This window comes from Sphingobacterium multivorum (genome assembly GCF_900457465.1).
GTDB classification, from domain to species: Bacteria; Bacteroidota; Bacteroidia; order Sphingobacteriales; family Sphingobacteriaceae; genus Sphingobacterium; species Sphingobacterium multivorum.
In genome coordinates, this window is sequence record NZ_UAUU01000002.1 from 1053149 (window position 1) to 1078493 (window position 25345).

Here is a 25345-nt window from a genome sequence, read left to right on the forward strand (position 1 = left end):
CCTTTTTTGTATATTTCCTCTTTAAAAAATTTCAAAGGTTGAGGAAGGCTGATTTATCAGCATCAAGGGACATTGGTGAAAATTAATATATTCATTATGCAAAGATATTATTAGCAGAAGATGATCCTAATTTGGGGGATCTTTTAAAAGACTATCTCGAATTAAAGGGAAAATTTGACGTCACATTATGCACGGATGGAGATGAAGCGATTTCTCAAATTCAAAAAAAATAACTACGACCTTTGTATTTTTGATGTCATGATGCCAAAAAAGGACGGATTTACAGTTGGACGTGAAATCAGAAAAACAAACAATACTGTTCCTATTATCTTTGCCACAGCAAAGGGGATGATGGAAGATAAGACCGAAGCCTTTGAGCTAGGAGGAGATGATTATATCACCAAGCCTTTTCGAGTGGAAGAATTATTGCTCCGCATCAATGCTTTGCTGAAACGCAGTGTTCGAGACAAAGAAGAAGAAGTGGTTGCGGATAAATTTGAAATTGGCGATTATTTCTTTGATTATACAAGTCAGCAGATTTCTTACAAAGGACAGATGCAAAAACTCTCCACGAAAGAAGCTGAACTACTCCGCTTGCTTTGCTTAAAGAAAAATGATGTGCTGACCCGGGAAGAAGCGTTGTTAAAAATATGGCATGATGATAACTATTTTACGGGTAGAAGTATGGATGTATTTCTCAGTAAACTTCGTAAATATCTAAAAGAAGATAGCAAAGTTGAAATTGTCAATGTGCACGGAAAAGGTTACAAACTTTTGGTCAGCTAAAAAAAGGGGAATGAAAAATATAGTCATTCCCCTTTTTATGCTACACACGTATTCAAGCGTGACTTACTCGAATTCGTGGATGAAAATAAAAGAACAAAACAATTTCATCCTTAGTAGAATATAAAAAATTGACGCACTTTTATAAAAAATTTGCATTTCAAAAAGAAATGTTCTAACTTAGCGTCGCTTATAGAGAAAGGCAGAGGGAATAGACCCGATGAAGCCTTAGCAACCTGTCCCTTGACAAGGTGCTAAATTCTACCCTACTTGATATGGGAATGATAAGCCGAAGTCACCAAATTCTAGTGTGTCCTTCTCTCTCTAGCAAGAAATATAGTTGAAAAAGAAATATTAAAAACATTCATTATGTTATTGACTAACAATTTAGGTTACCCTCGTGTGGGCGCGTTCCGCGAATTGAAAAAAGCCAATGAGGCCTATTGGGCTAAAAAATCTTCTGTTGAGGAATTATTGGACACAGCAAAAAAAATTCGTGAAGGCAATTGGAAAACACAAAAAGATGCTGGAATAGATTTGATCCCTTCCAATGATTTCTCTTTTTACGATCAAGTATTGGATTTAACCCTCACTGTTGGTGCAATTCCTGCTCGCTACCATTCTTTATTGAATAAAGTAGACAACAATTACAGTTTAGATCTATATTTTGCCATGGCGCGCGGTTTCCAACAAGAAGGAATCGACGTGACTGCAATGGAAATGACCAAGTGGTTGGATACGAACTACCACTACATGGTACCAGAATTCACAAAAGATCAAGAATTCAAATTGACTTCCGAAAAATTCTTAAATGAATACAACGAAGCAAAATCATTGGGCATCGATACTAAACCAGTTCTATTAGGTCCTATTACATACCTTTTGATCGGTAAAGAAAAAGAAGCTGGCTTCGACCGTATCGATTTATTGGATAAACTTATTCCAGTATATGAGCAAATACTAGCTAAATTAGCTGATGCTGGTGCACAATATGTTCAGATTGACGAGCCTTTCTTAGCATTGGATTTAGATGCTAAAGTAAAAGCTTTATATCAACCTACTTTCGAAAAATTAGCTGCAGCAGCAAAAAATATCAAATTAATCGCAACGACTTACTTCGAAGCTTTAAAAGACAACGAAGATATCGCAGTTAACCTACCTATCCATGCTTTACATTTGGATCTGGTACGCGGTGAAAACCAATTGGATACGGTATTGGCTAAAGTTCCTGCTTCATTAACATTATCTTTAGGTATTGTTGAAGGCCGTAACATCTGGAAAAATGATTACGAAAAATCATTGGTTAAAATCAAACAGGCTGTTGATGCATTAGGAAAAGACCGTGTATGGGTAGCTCCTTCTTCATCTTTGTTGCACGTTCCTTTTGACTTAGACAATGAACACAATGAACAATCGCTACCAGCTGAAGTAAAAAACTGGTTGGCATTTGCTAAACAAAAATTAGCTGAAGTAAAAGACTTAGCCGTACTAGCGGAGGGAGAAGTTGATGCTGAAACAGCAAAACGCTTCGAAGCGAACAAAGCGGCTGCTGAAAGCCGTCGTACCTCTCCATTGATCCACAAACCAGAGGTTAAAACACGTACAAGCAATATTACTGATGACGATGCAAAACGCACTTCAGCATTTGCAGACCGTAAAGCAGCGCAACAAGCGAAATTCAACTTACCGGCGTTCCCGACCACAACTATCGGTTCATTCCCACAAACGAAAGATGTTCGTAAATGGAGAGCAGATCTGAAAAAGGGTGCCATTACGCAGGCAGAATACGATAAAGCAATCGCAGAAGAAACAGAAAACACCATCCGTCTTCAAGAGCAATTGGATATCGACGTATTAGTACACGGCGAATTCGAACGTAATGACATGGTTGAATACTTCGGTGAACAATTGGCTGGTTACGCTTTCACACAAAATGGCTGGGTACAATCTTACGGTTCACGTTGTGTAAAACCTCCGATTATCTATGGTGACGTATACCGTCCTGAAGATATGACTGTACGTTGGTCTTCATATGCACAATCATTGACAAATCGTCCGGTTAAAGGTATGTTGACTGGTCCTGTAACAATCTTACAATGGTCTTTCGTACGTAACGATCAACCGCGCTCAACAACGACTTACCAAATTGCATTGGCGATCTTGGATGAAGTACAAGCCTTGGAAAAAGCAGGTATCAAAATCATACAAATCGATGAACCAGCTATCCGTGAAGGATTACCGTTACGTAAAGCTGATCAAAAAGATTACTTGAACTGGGCAGTACGTGCTTTCCGTGTCTCTTCATCAAATGTTGAAGACGATACACAGATTCACACACACATGTGTTATTCTGAGTTCAATAATGTGATCGAAGATATCGCTGCAATGGATGCCGATGTTATCACGATTGAGACTTCACGTTCTCAAATGAAATTATTGAATGCTTTCGCCGGTGATTTCAAATATCCAAATGATATTGGTCCAGGTGTTTATGACATTCACTCACCACGTGTTCCAAGCAAAGATGAGATGGTAGATCTATTGCGCAAAGCAAAAGCAGTAGTTCCAGCAGAACAACTTTGGGTTAACCCTGACTGTGGTTTGAAAACTCGTGCTTGGCCAGAAACCAAAGCGGCTTTAGAGTCTATGGTTGAGGCTGCGAAAATCTTAAGAGCAGAATAATTCTTAAACTATATTGATAAAGCCCTAGCTGAAATTTCAGCTAGGGCTTCTTTATTGGGCTTCGTTCAAAATAAAAACTGTTATCCGAATAAGGTGCGGTTATTTTCGGCTGTTCTTCCGTTCTTTCTTGTTTTCCTTTTCGTTCCCGTTCTTAATTTCCTGTTTTCCTTTAATCCGATCTTCAATCGCCTTCAGGCTTGACGAAAAATCGAGGTCAACATTTTCAAGTTTAGCCTTTTTTAACGCCTTCAATGCCTTTTTGTATTTTCTCATTTTTTCAAATAGCAGTGCTTTCTTGATCCAGATTCCTGTCAAGGGCATGGCCGGAAGTGTCAAAGCAAATTTGATCGTCTTTTTTGCAGCTTCATATTCCCCCATATCAATCAATGTCTGAATGAAATAAGGATATACTTCCAGTGCCTGCACATTATGCACCAAAGCTTCCTGGAAATACCTTTTTGCCTGCTCATAGTCCAATAGCTGTTCGGCATGAACTCTTCCCATCAAACACAGCGCCATTGTATTGGACTCATCATAGGATAGCGCATAGGATAAGGATTCCATGGTCTCCTCCAAATACATCGGATAGTTATCCAGCGCCTGAAGGACATATTTATTTACTGAATTCATAAAATTTTCTAAAACATAACATTCATATCCAGCTTTCACGATAACTTGAAAGTAACTGGATTTTTAAAACTCCTGAATAAGCTAAGCATATTGGAAAAGTGGACTACCATTTCGAGCGCCACGTTTTAGCCAATATCAACCTAGGTTACTTAACGTATTAAGAAGAAGATTAGGAAAGGGCCGTATTCCGAAGAATATTCCCGAGAATCTTCTCTGTGGACGAAGCGGGATTTTCTAATATTGCAAACATATTCTTCCGTTTTTATTAATTACTCTATTGAATTGCAAAGATTCAAAATATTTACCAAATTCCAAAAACTTTTGATTATTAATCTGTTATATTGTTCAGCACGATATTGGCATATTATTGTCGCATCAATTTCACTAAAATTCACCGACTATTTCCCCATCTTTGAACTATGGAAAGTCAATCAGCTAATCAATTAATCAAATTAGCAAGAAAACGTAAGGGACTAACGCAGCAGGAACTCGCCGATCAAGCGGGGGTATCGCTAAGAACAGTGCAACGCATAGAAAAAGGCACGGAAGAAATCAGTGGATTTAGTCTCAAACAGATCAGTCAAATTTTGGAAATACCATTAGAACAACTCAATTATGCCAAATGTAAATCAAATCAGTATCGACAACAATCAAACAGGAAGTATTAAAGCGCTATATTTAGCATCGCTCACCTTTTTGGTCAATCCATTATTAGGGCTATTGGTCCCAGCAATTATGGGTTATACGAAACAAAACAAAGACGCCTTATACAGTAAGCACCTAAAAAAAATAATTATAATACACGCTGTTGGACTATTTTTTCTCGGAAGTTTCATAGGCTATATCATTATTGCAGATTTTTTTAAAATTGCACTACCGTCTTTTTTAACCAATATCTTTAATAGCGCCTATTTTTTACTCATCCCAGTATGCTATTACATATTGATTCTAACGTTTACTATTTTTAATTATATTGCAATAAGAAAAGCCAAGCTCAGTTCTGCAAACTAAACCAATACAAATGAATCTATTGTGATCAATATCACAGCGGTTTCTTTTGAACAATCAATACCCAATCATTCTCCAACAACAGATAGCCTGTTTCGTAAATAAAGTTATAGGTCTGCCCCTTGTTATTGGAAAAAGTATGTGTATGAAACTTAAAATCAAATCCCAACCGCTTTAACTTTTCCCGTTGTATCTTCACCATACCCTCCCCACTCAATGCATCTAATAAAATACGGCGGTTTTTTCGTAGGATATTATTCACATTGCGCACCAGATTGGTCTGGTCGCTATTTAATTTATTGTTATAGGCGTTCCGGCAAGCATCATCACAAAATCGCTTGTCCGAACGGCCATATATTACTTTGCCACATTCAAGGCAGACTTTTTCTCCAGAACTCATAACGGAAGATTAAACGACAACAAACGGTTACAACCGACTATAGTCGAATACAAATGGTAAATAGACGACTATAGTTATTTCCCCGCCCCACCTTTGCTTAAGATCATTCGGCGTTCATAGCCAATGACCATCAACTAAAATAAGAATTATTAAAAACTTTTAAAAATTAGACACATGAGCACATTACGCAACAAAGTACAATTGGTTGGGCATTTAGGAAACGACCCGTTAATCAAAACAACTTCCACTGGCACCAATTACTCCATATTACGTCTCGCCACCAATGATCTTTTCAAGAACAAAGCCGGTGAATGGGTTGAAGAAGTTCAATGGCATACACTCGTGGTTTGGGGTAAGCAAAACAATACCATTGAAAAGAAATGCCAACGTGGGACCAAACTCATGGTTGAAGGCAAACTCACCTATCGTAACTATGAGAACGCAGATGGGGTAAAACAATATGTCACAGAAATTAAAGTAGATAATTTTATGATTTTATCTGATTCGAACGGTGCCAAAGATGACATCCCAACACCTCCAGATGAAAATGAAGACGATCTGCCTTTCTAGTATGATCAACGAGGTAGGTTTTCAAGCCCCTACCTCGTCGATTGTTTCCAACTTATTTTGTCAGGCTTGCAGTCAACGCTCTTCCTAGGTTCTCTGCATAAGCCTTCCATAATTTAGCATCTTCTGGCGTAAACTTAGCAACAGCGTCAGTTTCTTTGGCCGCCCATTCCTGTCGCTTCGCTGCAAGCTCCTTGAGTTTAACAACATCGCCGCTTTTAGCAACAGCGATAAATTCTTTGATATATTTTGTATAATCCTCCGCCAATTTTTGTGTTTCAGCAGAACTAAATTTCGGTATTGGCACTTCGCCACCGCTATTTTCTACCGACATTTCGGCCGTATCTTTTTTTAAGTCAATAGCGGCAGTTGTATCTTTTACTTCGACTTTTTTAGTCGTGGAATTAATGCAAGAAATAACAAAAAATCCAGCAATTAATGCTGATAAGGCTACTTTCTTCATTTATTTAAATTTAGTTTTTTATGTCTGGTCATTTATCCGTTTATGCGTGTTGTTCTAAAGCTAAATAAATCACTCTAGTTTTATCGGATCGACAAGTTCATCACCATCATCTTAATCACAACCCTACCTTTTTGTAACGTTACTTTATTATCGAACTAATTTAATTACAATGCCCGACTCTACGAAATTTTTTGTGGACTCAGATTCTGCAGGCCTGAGTTAGGAGTCTTCTTTTCTTGTAGGCAAGTCAACATCAGATCAACTCCAAGGCCGTACATATTAGGGGTATTACAAGGGTAAACCCCTGCAAACCCCTTGTTAATACCTTGTAAATGGACTGCAATTACATAATTAACCACGGATATGATAACAACATGGAAATACGCCCGATACCGGCAAAACAGAATAAACAATAGGAAAAAGTTCCGCGCAATTAGATTCGCTCAAACCTGCCATACAATTTCCAGAAATATGCGTTCTCCCCCATAGTGAGATCAATCTTCTTCCAAGCATTTAAGGCTAAACTAATCTCCTTTTCCTGCAAACTGTATTTTCCAATAAAGAACTCTTCTTCGGAAAAATACAAACCAAATGCTTTATCCAACGTATGTAGGCTCTGAACATCTACCTCTTCAAAAAATAAAATGGATTGAGGGCCAGCCAAAAAATCACTCGGCACCGGAATAGCGTCAGCGTATTCGATTGCGATGAGGCGGTTCCTACTTTGCAAAGGAAATTCAATTATTGGAAGCTCTTCTAATTTCGAAAAATAACTACCCGCCTCAAAAATACCATCTCGTTCCAGCAGCGGGATTTGTAACAATCTTTTACGTCCAATAAGAGAAACATTTGGATCAAAATAATCATTGAAATTAAGAATTTCATTGACAGATAGATTTTTTTCAATAAGATGCTGCACAGGAATGCCAAAATAATTTGCAATCTTTAGAACAATCTCAATTTTTGGCTCTGCACGCATTTCTTCGTAAGACGAAATATTACCTCTAGTAAGATTAAAAATATCCCCAAATGCCTGTTGACTCATTCCTTTCACTTTTCTTAATTTCTTAATATTGTTGCCTACGTTGCTCATTTTAAAAAAAATTGAATATTTATTGCAAAATATTTTTGCATTTTTATTACCTTTATGCAAAGAATATGTGCAATATATAAAAAACTTGATTATGTACTTCTCAAAAATTGAAAATTATATCGCCAATATCGGTTACACCATCACCCATAAGGATACAAAAGAAGGAATCTTTGTCATCGAAAATGAAGATGACGGAATCCGTAACCTGATTGTAGGCATTGCCCAACCCATCCTGATTTTTGAGCAATATCTTTTTACAATCAGCAATGACACCATGGATATGTTCAAATCACTATTGATAAAAAATAGAGATATTATACACGGTGGGTTTGCATTAACAGAAGATGGTACCAAAGTTATATTTCGGTATACCTTACAAATACATAATCTCGATCAGAATGAGTTTGATGCAGCCATTAATTCGCTGAGTCTTTTGATGAGTGAATATTATAATCAGTTAATAAGTTTTTCAAAATTATAGAATAATGAATATTTTTAAGAGAATTTTCAGAATTGGTCAAGCCGAGATCCACGCAGTCGTGGACAAAATGGAAGACCCCATCAAAATGACGGAACAGGGTATCCGTGAGATGAAAGAGGACCTGGAACAATCGTTAGAAGCCTATGCTAAAGTTAAAGCGTTAGCCATACGTACCCAAAACAATTGTGAAAAGAAAAAAGAAGAAGCCAATGAATTCGAAAACAAAGCTATTCTATTACTCCAAAAAGCACAAAAGGGAGAATTAACGACAGAAAAGGCAGAAGGTCTTGCAAAGGAAGCGCTGTTGTTGAAAAAACAGTTATTAATCGAAGCTGGTGAATTGGAGAAACAAGCCGTGATTCATCAAAGTTCATCGGATGAGCTACACAAAAATGTAGATATTCTCAAATTCAATATATCGAAATGGGAAGGTGAACTCTCTACTTTAAAGGCACGTGTAAAGGTATCCAACGCAGCTAAAATGGTCAATCGTCAGCTCGCTAATATCGATTCCAATAGTACGATTTCCATGTTAGAACGTATGAAAGAGAAGGTCGAAGAAGATGAAGCACTAGCAAAGGCCTATGGTGAGATTGCACTAGGTAACAAAAGTAAAGTTGATGAGATCAACGAGACCATAGGCGGGTCTGAAGCCGTCAACAACGAATTAGAAGAACTAAAAAGAAAATTAAATAATGATGAAAAGATTTGAATATAAAACGCTAAAAATTGAACCTAAAGGTTTTTGGGGAACAAAGTTGGATCCCGAAAAAATTGATGAAATCTTAAATGATCTTGGAAATCAAGGCTGGGAATTGGTAACCATGCAGGACCTTGAAGTCAATGGGAATTCCTGGTCTTTTCATTATACTTTCAAGAGAGAGAAAATTTAAACAATAACACTATGACAGAACTAATCAATATCTTATTCAATCCATTGTCCAATGGAATTATGACAGTCTTAACTGGCATGTCTGTAGTGTATTGGTTATTTATGTTTCTGATGGGAGATGGAGTACATCTATTTGATGCCGATGCAGATATAGACCTCCATCCTACACCTGATGTCACGGACGTTGATGGCTCACATGATATCGCAACTGAGGGCGGCGATCATGCACACCATCATCATACGGATACGGACGCTAATACAGAACCTGGTTTCTTTGCAAAAGCAATGGATTACATCAATGTTGGCAAAGTACCCATCATGCTTATTGTAACACTGTTCAAATTTATAGGCTGGATAATTACCATTGTTTCTTCGCTCTTTATCGACGTTGCTTCATGGGGGATAAAGTCCGTATTAATCCTGATCCCTGTTTTTATTGTTACATTTATTTTAATGCATTTTCTGACCAAACCTTTAGCTAAAATGTTCAAAAGTATAGGTTACAATGGCGAAGAAAGTCACGATTTTCTTGGTCGCATGGGTAAAATGAGAGCCAGTATTGAAGGCAAGAAAATAGGTTCTGCCGAATTTATCATCCAACAGGATCCTATTCGCCTCAATGTTGTCAGCCATAATGGGGAGAAAATAGGCTATGGAGACGATGTCATTATTGTTGACGAATCCAAGGACAAGAAATATTATTATGTGACCAAAGAAATCACGATAGACAATATTTAATGGAAAAGGAATAAACGCAAAGCCCCGACACTAAACAACTGTCCTAAAAGAGCGAATCTTTATCCTTTTAAATTCTAATCGTAAACCCAAATATTAAAATCTAAATAAATACAAATCATATGCTATATCAACCTCTTTTATTTTTAAGTGGCTTAAACGGAATTATACTTTTAATTGTCGGTTTGGCTGTCTTTTTAATTTTTGCATTCTTTGTTGTATTGAGTGCATTCTACAAGAAAATTCCACAAGGGAAAGCGATTGTACGAACCGGTGTTGGTGGTACAAAAGTAGCATTCAACAAGGGAATGTATGTTGTACCTGTATTTCACAAGATGGAGATCATGGACATCTCAATCAAAAAAATTGAGATTGCCCGTATGCAGGGTGAAGGTTTGATCTGTAAGGACAATATTCGTGCAGATATCAAAGTTGCTTTCTTTGTTCGTGTCAATAAAAATGTAGATGATGTGATCAATGTAGCCCAAAATTTAGGTTGCGACCGCGCCAGTGAACCAGAAACATTAAAAAGTATTTTTGAATCTAAATTCTCCGAAGCACTCAAAACAGTAGGTAAGAAATTTGATTTCATTGAATTATACGAAGCCCGTCGCGAATTCCGTGATGAGATACTGGACGTCATCGGAACTGATCTTAATGGTTATATTTTGGACGACTGTGCGATTGATTACCTTGAACAGACCGACATCGAACATCTCAATCCAAATAATATCCTAGACAGTGAGGGTATCAAAAAGATCACCGAATTAACAGCCAAACAAAATATAAATGCCAACTTCATTCGTCGTGATGAGGAGAAACTAATCAAAAAACAAAACGTGGAAGCAAGGGAAGCGATTCTAGAACTAGACCGTCAGCTTGCCGAAAAGGAAGAGAAACAAAAACGGGAAATTGACAACATCAGAGCACGCGAAGAAGCAGAAATAGCAAAGGTACGCGAAGAAGAACGTCTCAAGTACGAAAGCGTCCGGATTTCTACCGAAGAGCAACTCGCTGTTCAAGAAGAAAATAAACTGCGGCAGATTATCATTGCTGAAAAGAATAAACAACGTACCGATGCTGTGGAGGCCGAACGTGTAGAAAAAGATCGCGCCTTAGAACAAACAGAACGCGAGCGCATTGTTACCTTAGCACAGATCGACAAAGAACGCTCGATCGAAACCGAAAAGAAAAGTATCCAAGGCGTTATCAAAGAACGTGTACAATTGGAAAAAGGTGTTGTTGAAGAGCAACAAGGCGTCAAAGACATCGAAGTATTCCGTGAAGTAGAACGTAAAAAACAAGCGGGTGTTATTGCGGCATCACAAGAAGCAGAAGAAAAATTAATTTCAACTGTTAAAGCTGCCGAAGCTGCAAAAATTGCGGCAGAACAGGAAGCAGAGAAAAAAGTAATCGACGCGGAGGCTGCTCGTAAAATCGCCGAAAAGCGTGCACAAGAGCTATTGATCGATGCGGAAGCGAAAAAAGAAGCATCACTCAAAGAAGCCGAAAGTCGTAAGATTATTGCCGAGGCACAAGCCAAAGAAGAAGCTGCACTTGGCTTGTCCGAAGCCGAAGTTATGGTTGCCAAAGCTGAAGCTGAAGAAAAACAAGGTACTGTTGAAGCTAATGTCATTGAGAAGAAAGCGGAAGCGATGCGTAAAGAAGGCTTAGCACAGGCGGAAGTGGTGCGTGAGAAAGCGCTTGCTGAAGCCAAAGGTATCGAAGAGAAAGCTGAAGCGATGAAGAAATTGGACGGCGTGGGCAGAGATCACGAAGAATTCAAATTGCAATTGCAAAAAGAACGTGATATTGAACTCGCACACATCAATATCCAAAAAGACATTGCTCAAGCACAAGCCGGCGTATTATCGGAAGCACTTAAAACAGCAAAAATCGATATTGTTGGTGGTGAAACCATGTTCTTTGAGAATATCGTCCGTCAAGTATCCAACTCCAAAGGTTTTGATCACTTGATTGACAACTCCAAACATGCCACAGCTATTAAAAATTCTTTGATAGGTCCAGATGGACAAGGAGACCTCGCAGAGAAGGTGCGTGGATTAGCCGATAAATATGGAATTTCCACAAACGATATTAAGAACCTCACCGTTTCAGCAGCATTGATTAAACTTCAACAAGCGGCGACTGATGCTGAAAATGGCGAAGATACAGGCTTCATTAATTCTTTGTTCGGATTGGCGAAAAACTTGGGCATATCAAACAAGAAACTGTCCTAGCCCATACCCAATTCACTATTGCCTGCAATGCTAATTAGCATTGCAGGCAACGAACACAAGATTTTATCACATATACCAAGTCGAGAAAGCTCATTTTATGCCAGAAGAAAACGTAATAAATCAGAACGACTCCCTTGATCAAGGTGCATACGAGGTTATTCGAAAGCGGCTCCTTACACAAAAGGAAGAGCTTTCTATCAAACTCCAGCAACTAAATAATGCCCGCAAGGAAGTATTTAATGCGACAAGTTTTATACTCAAAGCCAATCAACGGATCACGACAGAAAATAACTGTGTTGCTCGCGGTATTTTGGCCCTGGACAAGCTATGTATATTTGGTTATAATGTCCATTTTGGGTTACGTACCGAAATTAAACTCGAAGATGTTTTCAGTGTATATACGTTCGAAAACAATCAGTTTATCCCACAATCACTCGATCTGATCAATGATCCTAATTTCATTGGCGATTATCAAAATTTATACAAATACTATCGCGACTCGATCTTTTCCAAGTTTCGACGTACGGAAAACTATCTTTATATGATCTTTCAGACCAGCAAAAATCCTGCTGACCTGAAGGCATTCAAGTGGTTGATTAAAGACGGAAAGCTCCAATATCAGGATGACCGCAGCATCCACGAAGTCAAATTGCCCAACCAATTTGAATTTGAATGGACAAAAACAACCTTGGAAGACCGTCGCCTCGGAAAACACCCACACATATCCATTAAGGATAAGATCTTTATAGAAGCGATCAATGGCGATATTACTTTCAAAATTGAAAATAACACCGATACAGGGAAAGGAATCTTCTCTGAAAAAGTTTCAAACGCCGACCAACAATTGGATGATGCGGATTACTACTATGCAGACCTTGGCAATTTGATTGCCGTTCGCATCAAACCGTATCAAGAAGATTTCCGTGCATTTGTCTTTAATCAACGGACAAAAGAAGTGGTGAATCTTAAATCCCTGAATGAATCAGCCATTTTACTACCCGATAATCAAGGAATCATTTTTTCTAACGGATACTACCTGCAGAATGGCACCCATAAAATCTTTGACGTCCAGTTTGACCGGGTTAGTTTCCTTAGACGCATCACATCACCAAACGGTGAAGACTTTCTCTATATCTTTTGTCAGGAGGAAACGAATACCTACATCTTACTGTCTTATAACATCATTCAGCAGCATGTCGAAACGCCGATCATCTGCAATGGATTCACACTTTTTAAAGACGGCAGTTTAATTTACTTCCATACAGAGGCCGAAGCAACAAGGCATCATCAGGTTCAGATCTGGGAAACCCCTTACATGGCCGTGCTCAAAGAAAATGAGTTAAAAAAAGACGACCCACTTTATAAGGTTGGTAATAAACAGATCGTACAGGCCATGGCCGAGGCACAAGAAGTCATACAGCTCATCAACAAAGAAGACAGTTATGAAGGTCTTTACGAGGATATACTCAAAAAATCGACTGTCCTTCTTGACTCTTATTTTTGGATAAAGGATGAAGCCTTGTCCAACCTTGGTCAGCCGTTGGCTCAGATCAAGGAGGTCGCCAATACGGCAATTGACGAATTTGTTAAGGTCCAAGCCCAACGTAAATACGCTACAGAGCTCAATAGCACTGCCGAGAAGAAAATGGAAGAGCTTACCTTTTACATCAATAGTACAGTAGTCGAAAAGCTTGACCAACTTGTTCATCAATTGGCAGATTCACGACGTTTACAGGGCGAAATCATTGACCTCAAAAATGTCAGATATATTGATATAGTCCGTATCGATGCTTTACTCGAGAAGCTGCAGTCAATCACCACCGAACTTGCCGAAAAGACAATTGCTTTCTTGCTCCGCGACGAGGCTTTACAACCCTATGAGCAGAAAGTGGAGCAGCAGAAAAACAATGTTGCTGCAATTGTCAAAGTCTATGACGCCAAAGCGATTGAGAAGGCCAATTCGACTATATCGAGTGAATTGGAGCTGTTGATCGATATTCTAAACAGTTTAAAAATCGACGACTCCACCCAGACCACCAAAATCATCGAAAAGATAGCCGTTATTTTCTCTTCTTTGAATGAGGTCCGGGCGCAGCTTACGCGCAAACTCAATTCATTAAAAAGTACGGAAGCCATTGCGGAATTTTCTGCCCAACTTACTCTGCTGGAACAGTCTGTCACCAACTACCTTGAACTCTCTACGACAACTGAAAAAGTAGACGAGTATTATACCAAGGTCATTGTCCAACTGGAAGAACTCGAAAGTAAGTTTTCAGAATTTGAGGACTTCGCCCTGAAAATAGCAGATAAACGCGATGAAATCATCAAAGCATTTAATTCCCGCAGAGAGCAAATCGTTGAACAGATCAACAAACGTAGCTCTTCACTCGAGCAAATTGGACTTCGCGTATTAAAGAATATCGAAAACAAATCAAAGACATTTGCAACGCGTGAGGAAATCCTAAGTTTCTTTGCTTCAGATTTGATGATTGACAAAATCAGACAGCTTGTGCAAGAACTGAAAACGCTCAGTGACGTTTCAAAAGCCGAAAATCTTGAAAACCTGCTCAAAAAATCTCAGGAGGATGCATTACGCATTTTACGTGACAAGAATGATCTTTTTGTAGATGGAGAGAACATTATTGCGCTTGGCAAGCATAAATTTGCCGTCAATAGTCAGTCACTCAGTTTAACACTCGTACGCAAAAATGACGAACTATTCTTCCATCTTACCGGAACGAGCTTCTATCAAAAAGTCAAAGGATCCGAGATCGAAAACTTTAGCGATATTTGGGATCAGGAACTGATTTCCGAAAACAAGGACGTATATCGGGCTGAATATCTCGCCTATAAAACATTCCTTGCTTCCAAAGGACAGTTAGATTTTGATGCCAACCTGTTTATCAATCAGACTGTCGAGCAAAGTTATTCGGAAGGTTATGTCAAAGGAGTGCATAACTTTGATGCCTTGGTAATCTATGATACCATCAAACAGCTAGATAGCAAGCTTGATCTTTTACGTTACGATGCTCATTTGCGTGCTATGGCACAATTGTTTTGGCATTCACTTGCGCAAGACGAGCAGGAAAAACAGAAAGCGTTGATTCAATCTACACATTCGGTATTAAAAGCATTTCCAAATTCCACACGCTACCAATCTGTCGTGGACGAACTCACAAAATTATTCATCAATTGGGACACCCATTTGGATCGTTCGACATTTCATGCGGAGGACGTCGCGAGCTATCTCTTCCAGACGTTCACAAGCTACAGCAAGTTTGTCGTCAGTGAGCAATCGGATGAACTTAAAAAGGCTTTCATCCGGCTATTGGAAAACAAAAAGAGTTTTAAACTCTTTGAAGCAGATATTCAGCATACACAATTTAGTCTCGTAGACCGCTTCTATTTGACCTTAAATTGGCTAAATTCTTTTATCGACGAGAACGACGATTACCAGGATTTCCAAAAGTACGTGGAGGAAACTGCAGTCACGCTTCTTTATCCGAAGGATGAATACCAATTGATCATCGCCAAAGACAATGCACTCATCCAGGGATTAAAGGGAAATCACGCGATCTTGAACAATGGAGAAGAGCAGATTCAATACCATCAATTTCTGCGTAGATTGAAGACTTTTGCCGAATGGAATGTTCCTCGTTTTCAAGAATTCGCTTCTTTGAAGGAGCAGCTCGGAAAAACATACGCCAAGGAGCTGAAAATCGGAGAATTTGAACCAAAAGTCCTAACATCTTTTGTCCGAAATAAGTTGATCAACGAAGTTTACTTCCCATTGATCGGAAATAATTTGGCCAAACAGCTGGGGGCAGCTGGCGACAATAAACGTACCGCCAGGATGGGTATGCTTCTCCTCATTTCTCCGCCAGGTTACGGAAAGACAACATTAATGGAATACCTCGCGAAAACCATGGGATTACATTTTGTGAAAATCAATGGACCTACAATAGGGCATTCCATTACTTCAATAGATCCTGTGGAAGCGAAAACCTCTGGTGAACGTGAGGAACTTAAGAAGATCAATCTTGCTTTCGAAATGGCCGATAATGTGATGCTTTACCTCGATGATATCCAACATTTGAATCCCGAATTCCTTCAGAAATTCATTTCATTGGCTGATGGGCAACGTAAGATCGACGGTATTTTTGAAGGTGAGAGTAAAACATACGATTTGCGTGGGAAAAGATTCTGCATCGTAATGGCAGGAAACCCTTACACCGAAAGCGGATCCAAATTTCAGATTCCAGATATGTTGGCCAACCGTGCGGATGTATACAATCTTGGGGATGTGATCGGTGATACCGAAGCACTTTTCAATCTCAGCTTAATTGAAAATGCGGCAATTGAAAACAGCTACCTTGAAAAAATAGCAAGCAAATCCTTCAACGATTTCTATGCTTTAGTGAACTATGCACAATCGGTTGTAGATCAACTTCCCGATTTAGAAGGCAATTACCTGAAGCAAGATATCGATGATTTTATCACGGTATTAAAACATGTGTTAAAGATCAGAAACGTTGTCATCAAGGTCAACCAAAATTATATTCAAAGTGCGGCCATGCAGGACAATTACCGAACAGAACCGCCGTTCAAACTGCAAGGGTCTTATCGGAATATGAGTAAGCTCGTCGCACAAGTTGTGCCGATGATGAACGAACAGGAAATCGATCAAGTTCTCCTCGCACATTATGAAAGTGAGTCACAAACCCTTACTGCCGATACGGAAAGTAATCTTTTAAAATTGAAAGAACTTGCTGGATTAATCAATACAGTGGAACAAGAACGGTGGGAACACATCAAAGAAATATTCCGCAAGAACAATAAACATGGTGGACTTGCCAAAGATGATAAGGTCTTTGCACAAATGCAGGACTTTAATGAAAACCTAGAGGGTATCATACAAGCTATCCGTGCTTATAGGAATTAATATTCGTCCTGATTATTCCAGCTGACGTAATTGGAAGCGTCAGCTGGAATAATCATTACCCTAAACAAAGACATAACTTTTCACTGCTAAGAATAGCGGAATGGCTACCCATTTACCGTCCCTGAAGACACCGTAAATATGCCAAAGTCATCGATCAGCATACGTTCCTTAACAACTCCATTGTACGCCATCAGACGATCTAATTCTTTCTGCGAACGACGACGCATCACCCAGTCCTTTTTCTGATGACTGTTTAACACGTAAGCAATCATCTTTAACTGTGGATGCCATGGCTGTCCAGTATAAACCAAATGACTGCTTGATTCGCAAATCGAAATTGCGCCTTTTACAGCCCTACTTGCCATTTCATTGTCACCAAAAAGTTCAAAAATACCTGAGATAATAACAATATTAGGCTCGAATTCCAGTTTGGAATAGGTAGCTGGATCAAAACAATCGTAATTGGTAAATCGTATCCCCTGCAATCCATTTCTACGGATAATCCTCTCTCCCACCTCAATATTGGACAACAGGAATTCATTAATCACGATTTCGGCTTCGGAATATTTCGCTTTGATATCAAATAAGTAATTGCCGGTGCCACCTGCAATATCCAATATCTTCACGGTCTTTCCAGCAGCTTTGACCTTCGCGATATTCTCTTCCAATAACTGTAATAAGTGCTGTTTTCGAATGCGAATTCCTTTCCATCCAATCGCCTCCAGATAACCTCGGTCGAGGATACGACCGAACCGATTTTTACCCTGCGATTCATTGCGATAGACGTAGTCCAGCGATATCCCCGAATCAAATCCAAACTGCAGTCCTAAATTCATTCCTTTACTTAAGGAACCTATTTTGCCCAATGCCCATTTCTGAACCGCATAGTTCAATTTTTCACCTGCAGGAAGTAATTTATGGTATAATTGTTCATACTCTTTCACCGAAAAATCATCGGGTTCGAGCGTCAGTTCAGGACTTTGTCGGGCATAGGCTTTGTCGATAAAATTTCGCAGATAGTGATAAACTTTCTGCCGATTTGTTTCAAATAGAATCCCGTGGTAGAAATTACGTAAAGTGATAAAAGTCTTCAACTTTGAAGCTATTGTCACAAAGAATTTTTTCTGCACCGAATTTTTGACCACATAATCTTTTTCAGCAGAAAGGACAATCACAGGGATATCAATCGCCGCAGCGTCTTCAACAATACGCTCGCCAGCTTTTAATAGATCAACCAACAAAGCACCATTGATAGATTTGGAAATCAACGGATCGGCATCGTAAGACTTCTGCTGATCGATATCGTGAGTCAACACCTTAGATTTGACATAACTCTGGATAATCAGATCTTTTTTTAGCTTTGTTCCCAAAGCAATCATCTGATTTGCCAAGGGCACATATAATTTAATTTCAAATGCAGGTGCCAACAATGCGATACCTGCGACTTTAGGCGCAAAATCATGTACCCAGGCACTGACAACAACTCCTGCAATACTATTGGCGATAACGAAAATGTCTTTCGAATCAACCAAATATTCGTGGCCTATATAATGAACGAAACTATCTAAATCCCGTACATAATCCATAAAGATCGGTGAAACTGGTTCTTTCGTATAACCATGTCCGCGCAAATCAAATGCAAAGATGGAATGATCGGCAAACTGGGGATCCGTAGCCATCTCCTGCAGACGTTCCGAATGCTCATGCCCCCGGTGCAGTACGACCAATGCCCGCTGTCCGGCCTGATAATTCCAAACGCGATATAATAACTCCCCTTGATCAAAACTCTTGAAGTAACCTGATTTCATGTATAATTTTACGTACTAATTTCAAATAGTATATTTCATAACAAAGATCATGCAAAGGACCGTCTAGCTATTTCTCTCGACCAGCACCTCCATCAACTCAAGTGCATGTTTATGCAATACAAGATGCTTATTATGAGATTTAACACGATCTATAGCATCCATTAAATCTAAAGATAATATTTTTGTGACAATAGAACAGCAAAAATCATACTCCTGCTGTAACCCATTGTACAATGTATAATCATATTTTCACCTCGCTTCAATTGTTGATAACTGATTACGAGCGCTGCCAATATCCTTTCGGCATCCGACAATTTAATTGCTGCTATATCCAACAATGGAAACGAATGATAGTTTTTCTCCAAATGTAGAATAGGTATTTCTTCCAATTCAGCAGCCAGATCAAAAACAACCAGATGCTTATTCAGACCAAGCACACGGAGATCTCCTGCAGTCATCCTCGGCCCCACATAACAACCTGGTAAAATTTCAAATAAAGGCGGATTATTGCTGCGTCTGACAAAACGCCACAGTAACCAATATATGCATTGATATGGACAATAAAACCATTTTTTAAATCCAGGTATCCAACCTTTATCATTTTTTAGAAACCTTGGATTATTGATAACATAATTCCTTCCTACCGCAATGCAGACCAGGGATGGCCAACACAAAAGATATATTCCAAAAGCATGAACTCCGCCCCACAATGCCAGTAACAATAAACTCCAGCCAATGGCATAGTAAACGTTACCAATTCTTTGGTTTCTACGACAAATCTCCGCTTCGAGGTCTAATTTCGTCTTTTCGTATAAATTTGCCTTTTCGGTACCAGCCAAAAAGGGCAAATTCCCGGCCTTTAACATAGATAATGCACTGTCATGAAGCAGTCCCGATGGAGATGGGAATAGAACGAATCCCATATGAACCAAAATCAATGCGGTCAGCACATCCACCAGATGGTGCTGATAAACGGTGAGTGTAGCAATCCCCGTGAGCAGCAGCCAAATTCTCACAGCCTCTTTTTTCCATCCTTTTAGCTGCCTACCGAGCACCGACCAAAACAGACATGCATAGGCCACATGCAACGAAGGTGCTTGATTAAATGGGGAATCGTACTTCCCTAAAAAGGCGAAGAAAAATTCAAAAACTGAATGCTCAACGCTAGGCCTATCAAAAGAAAATCGCAAGGGAAAAATAAAAAAACAACAAATAGAGAAGATGGTAATGAAACTGAAACGCTTCGTATAGACCCAAAGCTCTTCTCGACTTCGACAACAGAAAGGAACCACAGCGAAGAACAAACCACTGCTCATGTAGGGGATAATCATCCAAGAAACGAACGCATAAAGTGTTCAAAAGGAAACACAAACGAAGATACAGTAGTCTGATTTGCAGCATGGACCGCAGCAGCAGAATAAGTCACCTGGAAAATAGCGCACAATAAAGGAAAACAGCAAATTGCAGTCCCCCATTTTTCAGTCGTTTTTCATCCATTTGGCCTTCCTCGACATAATTTTATTCAATACGATATTTGGAAGTAGTCCCAGCGATGCCATTAACCACTTCATACGCTTCGGAAACACTACTTGCTTCTTCTTCTGTTCGATAGCTGCCATTATACGCTGTGCCGCATCGCCTACGGGGATTAAAAATGGCTTTTTAGACAAATCTTGCTTGTTGAGTGTTCTTAGCTTTTCCGTATCCACATATCCCGGGGCGATAACAGTAACCGCAATTCCATACGGCTGGAGTGCCCTACGATAGGCATCTGCCACTTGGATTGCAACACGCTTGGTCTTACTATATAGGCTTGAATTGGGAAAATGAAGCGTTCCCGATACCGATGCGACGATTGCAATCTGTCCTTCCGATTGACCCTGCATAACCATTCTTGCCGCTTCAAAACAATTTATCGTACCCATCATATTCACCTGTAGCATGGCAACCGCCTCCTGATAACTTATCTGTTGAGCAACGTCATCTGCGTAACTCCCGGTACAATTAATAAAGAGGTCCAAAGATGAATGTGCACAAAATGTGCTGACCGTACCCTGCAGACTGTTTAATTGACATACGTCTACTTCAAAACTTTTAAGGCTATGCGTCCAGGAATATGCTGACATTTTCGTTAGATCACGTCCACATACCGCTACCTCTGCTCCTTGATCAAGATAACGCTTGGCCAACGCAAGGCCTATTCCACTTGTGCCACCGGCAATAAATACTTTCATTTCAATGATTTTAATGTCACCTCATAGCCATAGTTCCATTGCGCTTCCATCGCTTCAGCAAATTCTTCCAGATCTCTCGGGAAAGAAAGCGTAACTTCAAATTTACGCCAATCAATTCCTTTTTTACAGTATTTCCCAGCTAATTGTTTCGCGGCATCCTGTGTATCTATCCAATGTGCATACGGAAAATGTTGTTCCAAATCTGCTAACCGTTTATTTCCACTAAAGCCCAATACTGCCCGTACCAACGCTTCTTCTTGTGGTCTGTAAGGTTGTTTTCGCTCACATATAATGTTTTCAGCAAGCACATTTGCTAGCTCCATTGGAACGAGATCAATTGCTCCACCAGCGTAATGAGTATTATTGGAACATACATGTTCAATATAAAACATATCGGACATTGAAATACGGGCCGCCTGTAGCACAGAAAATTCAGCGCTCAAATGAACTTCTTCAGCCACTGCACTGTGCACATAATTCTCATCCGCAATGCCTATTGCCTCAACAGGCACATTGGCCAATACATCCTTAGTTCCCATCAGCATTTTTTGATAGAGTTTCCGATCTCCACGCCGCTGCCCTACTTCAGACGGGCTGAACAGCATTTTAGCGCCGACCACCAGTGCCGGTATTGCTGCCGAGAATGGTCTATCCAAGGTAGGCAATAGTAAGGAAAGATCCTGTTCCATATCTACGAGATAGCGACTAAAGACATCCTCGATAAAGGGCGCCCGTTTTTTGTTCAGCTGTTTTTTCAAAACATACACGCCCAGCTTCCCCAAACGACGCTGTTCAGTGAGCCGATGATGCAAGAAAAATCGATAAAGTTCTTCAGATTGTAGATAGCACTTGCGGGCTTCATGTGTAGCAAAGGCCTGTATAACAGCGACTGCCATTGAACCTCCGCAGCTCGCTATAAGCAGATCTGGTTTTAAGCCCAGCTCATCTAACGCAGCGTACATGCCCAGATATAGACTGAACCGCGTTCCACCCCCTGAAAATAAAACAGCACGTTGATAAGCCATCACATTGAAATTTTAATTAACCTTCTCTCCACTACATTCGTCAAATTTTATTAATTCCCCAACAACAGGATAATCAAAGCATAAAACAGTGGTGCATTGAAGATCAGACTATCGATACGGTCCAATAAGCCACCATGCCCGGGAATCAATGTTCCAGTATCTTTCACTCCTGCCTTTCTTTTCAGATAGGAAAAAAGAACATCTCCCCAGAATCCCAAAATACCGAAGAACAAACCGAACAACGAAAAGTATAGAAAATTCTGAAAAGGCAGTAGGAAATACCCCAATAAATTACTCAGTATAATTGTTAAGCCGATACCGCCCACACATCCCGCAATTGTCTTATTTGGGCTAATACGCGGAACGATTTTACGTTTGCCAAAAAACTTGCCCATCAGGTATTGAAAGACGTCATTCAGTTCCGTTAACACAACAATATATCCGATTAATTTTAGTCCTAGGAACGCGATGCCATCCATTTTAATGGATCGGATAAAAGCTAAATGGCTAAAGGGCAAGCAAACAAGCTACGGCGCCAAAAAACAGTCCAAACACAGTTCCCTTCTTAACCTTTAAACCATAGTTGAAAAATAAAGCAGTCCCCAAACACATGAAGCTGGCCAACACTAAATATTCTTGATAGGAACAAAAGTACAGAAGCAACGCTTGCAACATTGCCATGGAAAGAAATACAAATGGATTCGCCTTCCATTCAGGGATAAACATACGCGCAAACTCGCACATCCCTTGAAAGGTTATCCAGGCAACAAACAAAGGTGATAATGTTGGTGGGACGAAAGCAACCGCCAGCACCAAGACAATGTAACCCCAGCTTCTAACACGAACAGGAACATCTGCAAACTTGCCATTGGCATCAGCCATGCGCCAAAGCCTTTCTCAATCGAGTTACCGAACTCAAAAGTAAGAGTAAGCACAAAACGCCAAAAATATAGCCCGAAATAGCAACGATAGAAATATGCAATAATGCTAAAATTCCATATACGCCCAACAGCAAAGCACGATCACTTTTGCCCATCGGCCCATCGTAACGACGATCATTGGCAATTACCTTCCCTATCAATCCACAAAATTCATTCACAACACTCAAGACAATAAAAGCGACGATTGGATACACGCTTTCCGGATGAAACTTCAACAAAGGAAAAAATAGCACGACATCCGAAACAATATCTCCGACTTCGTTCAAAACCTCTCCGGTCTTGCTTGTCTGATTAAAAAGCCTCGCCATCATACCGTCTAAGGCATTCAAGGCCATGCGTAATAACAATCCGATTGGCAGGACCAAAAAGAAAATCGGGAAACGATCAGCATACCAAAAAAACAAAGCAATAATCAACGAGAATACGATCGATCCAATTGTAATTTGATTGGCCGTTATCTTCCTTTGATGCAAAAAGTTCAAGATCGGCATCAGCAACTGCTGAAATTTTGGTTTCAATTTATAAACAGAAATCATATAGCGCTAGCTGTAACTTATTTTTTATTTTTTTTTAAAAAAAATTTGCATAGTGTAATAAATACACTATATTTGTATCATCATAATTTAGGTTTATAATTGGTTATTTAAGGTTTTCATTCTCCCCGTTTGGAAACCTTTTTTTTGCCCTAAATTACGGATTACCATCTTCCGCCTGCACCACCGCCACCAGAAGATCCGCCACCAAAACTACCACCACCGCCACTACTACTCGATCCTCCGCCAGAGCTACTCGATGTTGAGCGCACTTTAACTGGAGTTGAATGTTCACCATGGGATACCCGATGGCCACAGTTCTTGCATAAGTCAAAGCGTTCTTCCAATCCCTGCGAACTATACGTTGCTGCACGTATCGTCTTGGTACGCCCGGTCTCAAAAGTTCTGTAATGACATGCAGGACAATCACTGAACCCAACATTTTCATCCCAGGGAACCAGCTTTGTTTCATTGGTCGTCTGATCTATCCATATTTCGTACGAACGACTACCGATTTTTTCCTCCAAAAGCTGCCCCTTATCCAGGTATGCACTTTCTCGGGTAGACACATCATCCTTATTCATGCGCAACCAACGTCCAGATTGATCTGGAGGAGCCAATCGAAGTTGATTCTTCCGAATGCGTTTATTCAATCCAATTAGATCAAATAGCGCCAATGGACTAAGCAATAGCGGAACTAAGCCCCAGACACGAAATTTGCGCAAAGCTTTTTGTATATTTTCTTCGTCCTGATAAGAATTGACAATTTGCGTGCGGCTTGCATTATACTTCATCGCCAAGGTGATACTACCAAAAACACCAATAAAATAAGGTAAATTTTTCCACTGATAGACCTCCTCAAAATTATTGAGGGCAAATGCACAGATAAACACCGAGATAAACATTACTATCCCCATACAGCCGCATCCACTGACTAAAGGCGGGAAATATTTACTTTTTTTGGTCAACTTCCCTTTGATCGCTCGGGTCACTTCACCCAACCAGATATAACAGATTGCAAACAAACCTAAAACCAACAGTGAATTTCGCAGGATTGGACTTTTAAAGCTCCAGACAGGTGTTGCCTCTGGCATTAAGCGTTCCAGCTCGGCTTTACTATCCGGTGAGGTGAGAATGGTCTTTATAAATTCTGAAGCCTCCATAACACCCCGGTCGTAATCCTCATTCCTAAAATTAGGTACGAGATATTTTTCGCCAATGCGCTTTAAATAAGCGTCGGGCAAAATACTTTCCATACCATACCCAGTGAGAAAACGGTATTCATGGCGGTCTTTAGCAATAAACAACAAAAGCCCATTGTTACTTTCCTTCTTACCGATCCCCCAGGCATTGAATAATTTTAAAGCAAATTCGAAATCACTGTCGCCAACGTAATCGTTCACAACAACGATGGCAAATTCACTTTTTGTAGTAGCCTCAATCTGCGTCGATAAACCATCTAATTCCGCCACTGTACCTGAGGATAGAATCCCATCAGGATTGGACACAAAATAATCCTGCCCCTTTATTTTTGGACTGGGCAAATTGTCTACTGTATAAGCAATTGATTGTCCAAAAGAAGGTAACCCAGATAGGCAGCTTACCAACAGGATTGAGCAAAGTATATAAAATCGGTGTAATCTCCACATAATTTTAGAACAACAAAAATTTGGTTCATTGTCACGATATTAAGAAAAAAAAATCAAACAAAGGTTTCCGTCAAAAAAAAGCCCATAATCAACCGATTATGGGCCTGTATAATTCAATATTCGTTTGAGCTATTACTATACATCCTTACGATTACTTCATATCATCATTTTGTTGAGCTACAGGGACAGTACATGATCCTGTTTATGTTGTTTATAAAGAAGCAATGCTTAGAAAGGCA

At 39.7% G+C, this 25345-nt stretch carries 22 protein-coding genes, 1 pseudogene and 1 riboswitch; of the genes and pseudogenes, 11 read left to right on the plus strand and 12 right to left on the minus strand.

The window, feature by feature from the left end; all coding sequences use genetic code 11:
* Positions 1-89: 89 nt before the first annotated feature.
* Positions 90-786: pseudogene (locus DTA23_RS04700) on the plus strand (response regulator transcription factor).
* A gap of 184 nt (positions 787-970) precedes the next feature.
* Positions 971-1074, plus strand: a riboswitch (SAM riboswitch).
* 78 nt (positions 1075-1152) lie between these two features.
* Positions 1153-3465 carry a 5-methyltetrahydropteroyltriglutamate--homocysteine S-methyltransferase gene (gene metE / locus DTA23_RS04705; protein ID WP_112373942.1) on the plus strand — a complete coding sequence of 771 codons (2313 nt, stop codon included), beginning with the start codon at positions 1153-1155 and terminating at the stop codon, positions 3463-3465.
* Positions 3466-3564: 99 nt separating this feature from the next.
* On the opposite strand, the gene DTA23_RS04710 is transcribed toward metE, so the two are convergent.
* A complete protein-coding gene (locus DTA23_RS04710) occupies positions 3565-4095 on the minus strand; it encodes a hypothetical protein (protein WP_112374064.1) in 531 nt (176 codons plus the stop codon).
* 419 nt (positions 4096-4514) lie between these two features.
* Here DTA23_RS04710 and DTA23_RS04715 point away from each other — a divergent pair, with 419 nt between their 5' ends.
* A complete protein-coding gene (locus DTA23_RS04715) occupies positions 4515-4763 on the plus strand; it encodes a helix-turn-helix domain-containing protein (protein ID WP_112373943.1) in 249 nt (82 codons plus the stop codon).
* Between the two features lie 374 nt (positions 4764-5137).
* Here DTA23_RS04715 and DTA23_RS04725 read toward each other — a convergent pair whose 3' ends face one another.
* Positions 5138-5503, minus strand: coding sequence for a hypothetical protein (locus DTA23_RS04725; protein ID WP_070561580.1), 366 nt, complete (start codon positions 5501-5503; stop codon positions 5138-5140).
* 174 nt (positions 5504-5677) lie between these two features.
* Here DTA23_RS04725 and DTA23_RS04730 point away from each other — a divergent pair, with 174 nt between their 5' ends.
* Positions 5678-6073, plus strand: a complete 396-nt coding sequence (locus DTA23_RS04730) for a single-stranded DNA-binding protein (protein ID WP_070561582.1) — start codon at positions 5678-5680, stop codon at positions 6071-6073.
* Positions 6074-6125: 52 nt separating this feature from the next.
* On the opposite strand, the gene DTA23_RS04735 is transcribed toward DTA23_RS04730, so the two are convergent.
* Positions 6126-6533 carry a hypothetical protein gene (locus DTA23_RS04735; RefSeq protein WP_112373945.1) on the minus strand — a complete coding sequence of 136 codons (408 nt, stop codon included), beginning with the start codon at positions 6531-6533 and terminating at the stop codon, positions 6126-6128.
* 433 nt (positions 6534-6966) lie between these two features.
* Complete coding sequence (locus tag DTA23_RS04740) at positions 6967-7626, minus strand: helix-turn-helix domain-containing protein (RefSeq protein ID WP_112373946.1); 660 nt, start codon at positions 7624-7626, stop codon at positions 6967-6969.
* Between the two features lie 91 nt (positions 7627-7717).
* Here DTA23_RS04740 and DTA23_RS04745 point away from each other — a divergent pair, with 91 nt between their 5' ends.
* From DTA23_RS04745 to DTA23_RS04770, 6 genes are all read left to right on the plus strand, one after another.
* On the plus strand, positions 7718-8107 hold the full coding sequence (locus tag DTA23_RS04745; RefSeq protein ID WP_046674974.1) for a YbjN domain-containing protein: 390 nt from the start codon (positions 7718-7720) through the stop codon (positions 8105-8107).
* Positions 8108-8111: 4 nt separating this feature from the next.
* A complete protein-coding gene (locus DTA23_RS04750; RefSeq protein ID WP_112373947.1) occupies positions 8112-8819 on the plus strand; it encodes a PspA/IM30 family protein in 708 nt (235 codons plus the stop codon).
* Positions 8803-9000, plus strand: coding sequence for a DUF4177 domain-containing protein (locus DTA23_RS04755; RefSeq protein ID WP_083295781.1), 198 nt, complete (start codon positions 8803-8805; stop codon positions 8998-9000). Before DTA23_RS04750 ends, DTA23_RS04755 begins: the two co-directional genes overlap by 17 nt.
* Positions 9001-9011: 11 nt before the next feature.
* Positions 9012-9737, plus strand: coding sequence for an OB-fold-containig protein (locus tag DTA23_RS04760; RefSeq protein WP_046674834.1), 726 nt, complete (start codon positions 9012-9014; stop codon positions 9735-9737).
* A gap of 119 nt (positions 9738-9856) precedes the next feature.
* A complete protein-coding gene (locus tag DTA23_RS04765) occupies positions 9857-11974 on the plus strand; it encodes a flotillin family protein (RefSeq protein ID WP_112373948.1) in 2118 nt (705 codons plus the stop codon).
* Between the two features lie 97 nt (positions 11975-12071).
* A complete protein-coding gene (locus DTA23_RS04770) occupies positions 12072-16916 on the plus strand; it encodes a DNA repair ATPase (RefSeq protein ID WP_112373949.1) in 4845 nt (1614 codons plus the stop codon).
* Between the two features lie 104 nt (positions 16917-17020).
* Here the strand turns inward: DTA23_RS04770 and DTA23_RS04775 are convergent, their stop codons facing one another.
* Positions 17021-18724, minus strand: coding sequence for a bifunctional alpha/beta hydrolase/class I SAM-dependent methyltransferase (locus DTA23_RS04775; RefSeq protein WP_112373950.1), 1704 nt, complete (start codon positions 18722-18724; stop codon positions 17021-17023).
* Between the two features lie 167 nt (positions 18725-18891).
* Entirely contained in the window at positions 18892-19740 is an 849-nt protein-coding gene (locus DTA23_RS04780; RefSeq protein WP_146753008.1) for a hypothetical protein, read from the minus strand.
* Between the two features lie 138 nt (positions 19741-19878).
* Here DTA23_RS04780 and DTA23_RS26880 point away from each other — a divergent pair, with 138 nt between their 5' ends.
* Complete coding sequence (locus tag DTA23_RS26880; protein ID WP_146753009.1) at positions 19879-20115, plus strand: hypothetical protein; 237 nt, start codon at positions 19879-19881, stop codon at positions 20113-20115.
* Between the two features lie 87 nt (positions 20116-20202).
* Here DTA23_RS26880 and DTA23_RS04785 read toward each other — a convergent pair whose 3' ends face one another.
* The 6 genes from DTA23_RS04785 to DTA23_RS27045 all read right to left on the minus strand — a co-directional run bounded on the left by DTA23_RS04785 (position 20203) and on the right by DTA23_RS27045 (position 25106).
* Entirely contained in the window at positions 20203-20958 is a 756-nt protein-coding gene (locus DTA23_RS04785) for an SDR family NAD(P)-dependent oxidoreductase (protein WP_112373952.1), read from the minus strand.
* Complete coding sequence (locus tag DTA23_RS04790; protein ID WP_112373953.1) at positions 20955-21983, minus strand: patatin-like phospholipase family protein; 1029 nt, start codon at positions 21981-21983, stop codon at positions 20955-20957. The genes DTA23_RS04785 and DTA23_RS04790 overlap by 4 nt, the downstream gene beginning before the upstream one ends.
* Before the next feature lie 50 nt (positions 21984-22033).
* Positions 22034-22462: a phosphatidate cytidylyltransferase gene (locus DTA23_RS27035; RefSeq protein WP_172462315.1), complete on the minus strand. Its 429-nt coding sequence runs from the start codon at positions 22460-22462 to the stop codon at positions 22034-22036.
* Positions 22463-22490: 28 nt separating this feature from the next.
* Positions 22491-22865, minus strand: a complete 375-nt coding sequence (locus tag DTA23_RS27040) for a hypothetical protein (protein ID WP_172462316.1) — start codon at positions 22863-22865, stop codon at positions 22491-22493.
* On the minus strand, positions 22858-23442 hold the full coding sequence (locus DTA23_RS04800; RefSeq protein ID WP_204990926.1) for a CDP-alcohol phosphatidyltransferase family protein: 585 nt from the start codon (positions 23440-23442) through the stop codon (positions 22858-22860). Before DTA23_RS04800 ends, DTA23_RS27040 begins: the two co-directional genes overlap by 8 nt.
* Before the next feature lie 179 nt (positions 23443-23621).
* Complete coding sequence (locus DTA23_RS27045) at positions 23622-25106, minus strand: TPM domain-containing protein (protein WP_172462317.1); 1485 nt, start codon at positions 25104-25106, stop codon at positions 23622-23624.
* Between the last annotated feature and the right edge of the window lie 239 nt (positions 25107-25345).

Bases quoted from the DNA above. Each gene is read 5' to 3' on its own strand.
- DTA23_RS04730 (WP_070561582.1), top strand. From the start codon at position 5,678: ATGAGCACATTACGCAACAAAGTACAATTGGTTGGGCATTTAGGAAAC.
- DTA23_RS04725 (WP_070561580.1), bottom strand. From the start codon at position 5,503: ATGAGTTCTGGAGAAAAAGTCTGCCTTGAATGTGGCAAAGTAATATAT.
- DTA23_RS04735 (WP_112373945.1), bottom strand. From the start codon at position 6,533: ATGAAGAAAGTAGCCTTATCAGCATTAATTGCTGGATTTTTTGTTATT.
- DTA23_RS04740 (WP_112373946.1), bottom strand. From the start codon at position 7,626: ATGAGCAACGTAGGCAACAATATTAAGAAATTAAGAAAAGTGAAAGGA.
- DTA23_RS04760 (WP_046674834.1), top strand. From the start codon at position 9,012: ATGACAGAACTAATCAATATCTTATTCAATCCATTGTCCAATGGAATT.
- DTA23_RS27035 (WP_172462315.1), bottom strand. From the start codon at position 22,462: ATGGATGGCATCGCGTTCCTAGGACTAAAATTAATCGGATATATTGTT.
- DTA23_RS26880 (WP_146753009.1), top strand. From the start codon at position 19,879: ATGCTCAACGCTAGGCCTATCAAAAGAAAATCGCAAGGGAAAAATAAA.
- DTA23_RS27045 (WP_172462317.1), bottom strand. From the start codon at position 25,106: ATGTGGAGATTACACCGATTTTATATACTTTGCTCAATCCTGTTGGTA.
- DTA23_RS04770 (WP_112373949.1), top strand. From the start codon at position 12,072: ATGCCAGAAGAAAACGTAATAAATCAGAACGACTCCCTTGATCAAGGT.
- metE (WP_112373942.1), top strand. From the start codon at position 1,153: ATGTTATTGACTAACAATTTAGGTTACCCTCGTGTGGGCGCGTTCCGC.
- DTA23_RS04750 (WP_112373947.1), top strand. From the start codon at position 8,112: ATGAATATTTTTAAGAGAATTTTCAGAATTGGTCAAGCCGAGATCCAC.
- DTA23_RS04710 (WP_112374064.1), bottom strand. From the start codon at position 4,095: ATGAATTCAGTAAATAAATATGTCCTTCAGGCGCTGGATAACTATCCG.
- DTA23_RS04755 (WP_083295781.1), top strand. From the start codon at position 8,803: ATGATGAAAAGATTTGAATATAAAACGCTAAAAATTGAACCTAAAGGT.
- DTA23_RS04715 (WP_112373943.1), top strand. From the start codon at position 4,515: ATGGAAAGTCAATCAGCTAATCAATTAATCAAATTAGCAAGAAAACGT.
- DTA23_RS04785 (WP_112373952.1), bottom strand. From the start codon at position 20,958: ATGAAAGTATTTATTGCCGGTGGCACAAGTGGAATAGGCCTTGCGTTG.
- DTA23_RS04790 (WP_112373953.1), bottom strand. From the start codon at position 21,983: ATGGCTTATCAACGTGCTGTTTTATTTTCAGGGGGTGGAACGCGGTTC.
- DTA23_RS27040 (WP_172462316.1), bottom strand. From the start codon at position 22,865: ATGGCTGATGCCAATGGCAAGTTTGCAGATGTTCCTGTTCGTGTTAGA.
- DTA23_RS04745 (WP_046674974.1), top strand. From the start codon at position 7,718: ATGTACTTCTCAAAAATTGAAAATTATATCGCCAATATCGGTTACACC.
- DTA23_RS04775 (WP_112373950.1), bottom strand. From the start codon at position 18,724: ATGAAATCAGGTTACTTCAAGAGTTTTGATCAAGGGGAGTTATTATAT.
- DTA23_RS04765 (WP_112373948.1), top strand. From the start codon at position 9,857: ATGCTATATCAACCTCTTTTATTTTTAAGTGGCTTAAACGGAATTATA.